A 2,680-nucleotide genomic window follows, 5' to 3' on the forward strand; every position below is an offset into this window, starting at 1 on the left:
GACGGGCCGGTCCGCCTCCTCCTGCTCGCAGACACCCCATCTGCCGACCCGCGCGAAGGACCTCCCGGAGGCGTCTGGCGCGCCGTCGACGAGGCCGATCTGGTCGTGCACGCGGGCGACTGGGTCGACGAGGCGGCGCTCGACGCGCTGGAGGCGCGCGCCGCGCGGCTCCTCGCCGTGTGGGGCAACAACGATCCGGAGCCGGTGCGCGCGCGGTTGCCGGAGGTCGCACGGGCGCTGATCGCCGGCCTCGACATGCGCGTCGTGCACGAGACGGGCGGGGCGGCGGGTCGGGAGGCGCGCGCCGACGCCACCTTCCCCGGGGCCGACGTACTCGTCTTCGGGCACAGCCACATTCCGTGGGACACGGTCTCGCCCGCCGGCCTGCGCCTGCTGAACCCGGGCTCGCCGACCGATCGGCGGCGCCAGCCGACCTGCACCGTCTTCACTGCTCTGGCGGCCGACGGACAGCTCAGCGACGTGCGGGCGACGCACCTCGCGCCGAGGGCAGGAACCATTCCGGGTGGTGGCGCAAGGGGGTCACAGGGGAGTGACGTCGGCTTAGGCTCTCCGAGATGAGCAGCTCACACGACCACCCCGACTCCGCGCACCTGCGCCCGGAGGGTCTCGACGACGCCTCCGTGGCGGCGCTCGGGAAGCTCTCGGAGGCACTCGAGACGGTCGAGCACGCTCGAGGTCTGCTCTACGGCTTCCACCGCCTCACCGGTGCCGCCGATCTCGCCCTCGGCGAGGCCGTCGAGGCACTGCGGGAGGCGGGCCACTCCGAGATCGCCGAACGGATCGACACCGAACTCGTCGGCCGGAACGTGATCGAGGGCCGGTGGACCTTCCAGATCGTCGAGGACTACGACGACTCCTACTACAGCGTCTTCCGCGAGCAGGAGCGCGCCGCCCGCGAGGCCCTCGCCGGCGGCCGGCGCCACCTGTTCGAGTCCGAGCTGAAGGAGGACCGACGCACGGCCGGCCGCCGTCACCACGAGTCGCGGCCGGAGCCGTCGTGAACGCGGTCGTCCGGATGCACGCGTCGTCACTCCGGGTCAAGGCGGTCACGCCGGGCCGCAGTGGCCGTGGGGCGCCTCCGGAGCCGGAGGCGACGATCCGCCGCACGACGCTGAGCATCGACGGACGCCAGTTCCTGTTGGCCGTGTCCCTCGACACGGACGAGCTCGAGAAGCGCCTGGTCGAGGCCGTGCGCAACCGCGGCGACATGGTGAGCTTCACCGTCGCGGGCGAACGCGAGGTCTGCGTACTGGTCTCACCCGGCGTCGCCGTCATCCTCGAGCACGAGGACGTCCCGGCGGAGGATCCGAACGCCGAGGACGCGCCGATCCTGTACGACGACGTCGAGTACCTGACGTAGTCCGCGCGCCCCCGAGGTCGGGAGCGCCGATGCCTCCGGTGAGCAGGCCGCACGGACGTCTCGATCTCGGCGACGCGCATCCGCAGCTCAGACCGCTCCGGTGCTCGCCCAGAGGTGGAACGCCGCATGCGCCCGGTGCGGACGCCAGGCCTGCGAGGCTGCCTCCGCCTCCGCGGTGCTCACACGGCCGAGCGCCCTGCGCAGCACCAGGTCGCCGGCCGGGAAGGCGTCCGGATCGCCGAGCAGCCGCAGGGCGAGGTAGTCGGCCGTCCACGGTCCGATCCCGGGGAGGGCGAGGAGGAGGCGCCGCTGCTCGCGCAGATCGCCTGCGCCGTCGAGCACGAGCCCGTCGGCGACGGCACGGGCGAGGGCACGCACCGTCCGAGCTCGGGCGCTGGTGACGCCGATGGCCGAGCGCAGCTCCTCGAGTTCCGGCGCGAGCAGGGCCGCAGGAGTCGGGAAGGCCAGCAGTCCGCGCGCGCCGCGGGTGCCGAACGCGGCAACCGTCCGAGCACCGAAGGTGCGTGCCGCAGCGACGGAGACCTGCTGCCCGAGGACCGCCATCACGGCGGCTTCGAACGCCTCCGGGTACTGCGTCGCACGGAGCCCGGGCCGCTCGGCGACCGAGCGCGCGAGCAGCGGGTCGCGCGAGAGCTGCCGGCCGATCGCGACCACGTCAGAGTCGAGGTCGAACCAGGCGCGGACGATCGCCGCCGCGGGCTCGATCACGACGGTCTCCGCCTCGAACCGGACGCCCGTCTCGGTGATGGCGAGCGCCACTGGGTGCAGGGCACCCGCGACCGTGAGCAGGCGCTCCAGGCTCCGGCCGTCGTCACCGACACGCTCCACTCCGGGGAGGGCGTGGTTGCGCACGAGGCTCGCGGCGCCGGCCGCGTCGAAGGGTCCGTCGGCCCGGAGATCGAGGGAGGAGAGACCCGCGCTCGCGCGGGGTTCGGAGTTCGGCTCGGCGCTCGGATTCGGCTGGGCGCTCGGATTCGGCTGGGCGCTCGGATTCGGCTGGGCGCTCAGGGGAGCAGCACCACCTTGCCGCCCGCGCGGCCCGACTCGACGAGGGCGAGTGCCGCCGCCGCCTCCCGCAGCGGGAAGGAAGGACCGAGCACCACCTCCAGCTCTCCGCGGCCCGCCAGCTCGAGCAGCCCAGGTCGAGCCGCGTCGCGCAGGGCGGTACCCGGGTCGGCACCCGCGCCGCCGCCGAGCAGCAACACACCCTCAAGGCGGGCCGCGTGCTCGAAGCCGGCGACCGTCGCGACGCGAGACCGCTCGGCGACCAGCGCGACG

General features: G+C 74.1%; 5 protein-coding genes. 3 read left to right on the forward strand and 2 right to left on the reverse strand.

The genetic code is table 11. The features are described from left to right. The 3 genes from ACH61_RS14920 to ACH61_RS14930 form a co-directional block, all read left to right on the forward strand. On the forward strand, positions 1-579 hold a 579-nt coding region (locus ACH61_RS14920; RefSeq protein ID WP_413784043.1), incomplete at its 5' end, for a metallophosphoesterase family protein. Next, positions 576-1,022: a hypothetical protein gene (locus tag ACH61_RS14925; RefSeq protein ID WP_068213562.1), complete on the forward strand. Its 447-nt coding sequence runs from the start codon at positions 576-578 to the stop codon at positions 1,020-1,022. The genes ACH61_RS14920 and ACH61_RS14925, both read left to right, overlap by 4 nt. Further along, positions 1,019-1,381 (forward strand): hypothetical protein, encoded by a 363-nt coding sequence (locus tag ACH61_RS14930; RefSeq protein ID WP_068213571.1) that lies wholly within the window; start codon positions 1,019-1,021, stop codon positions 1,379-1,381. Before ACH61_RS14925 ends, ACH61_RS14930 begins: the two co-directional genes overlap by 4 nt. 87 nt (positions 1,382-1,468) lie before the next feature. Here ACH61_RS14930 and ACH61_RS14935 read toward each other — a convergent pair whose 3' ends face one another. Together ACH61_RS14935 and ACH61_RS14940 are read right to left on the reverse strand one after the other, a co-directional pair. Then, positions 1,469-2,410, reverse strand: a complete 942-nt coding sequence (locus ACH61_RS14935) for a DNA-3-methyladenine glycosylase family protein (RefSeq protein ID WP_082845310.1) — start codon at positions 2,408-2,410, stop codon at positions 1,469-1,471. After that, a partial coding sequence (locus tag ACH61_RS14940; protein ID WP_153038929.1) for a zinc-binding dehydrogenase occupies positions 2,407-2,680 on the reverse strand: 274 nt, incomplete at its 5' end. The genes ACH61_RS14935 and ACH61_RS14940, both read right to left, overlap by 4 nt.

This window comes from Rathayibacter tanaceti (assembly GCF_001634385.1).
Classification (GTDB): Bacteria; Actinomycetota; Actinomycetes; order Actinomycetales; family Microbacteriaceae; genus Rathayibacter; species Rathayibacter tanaceti.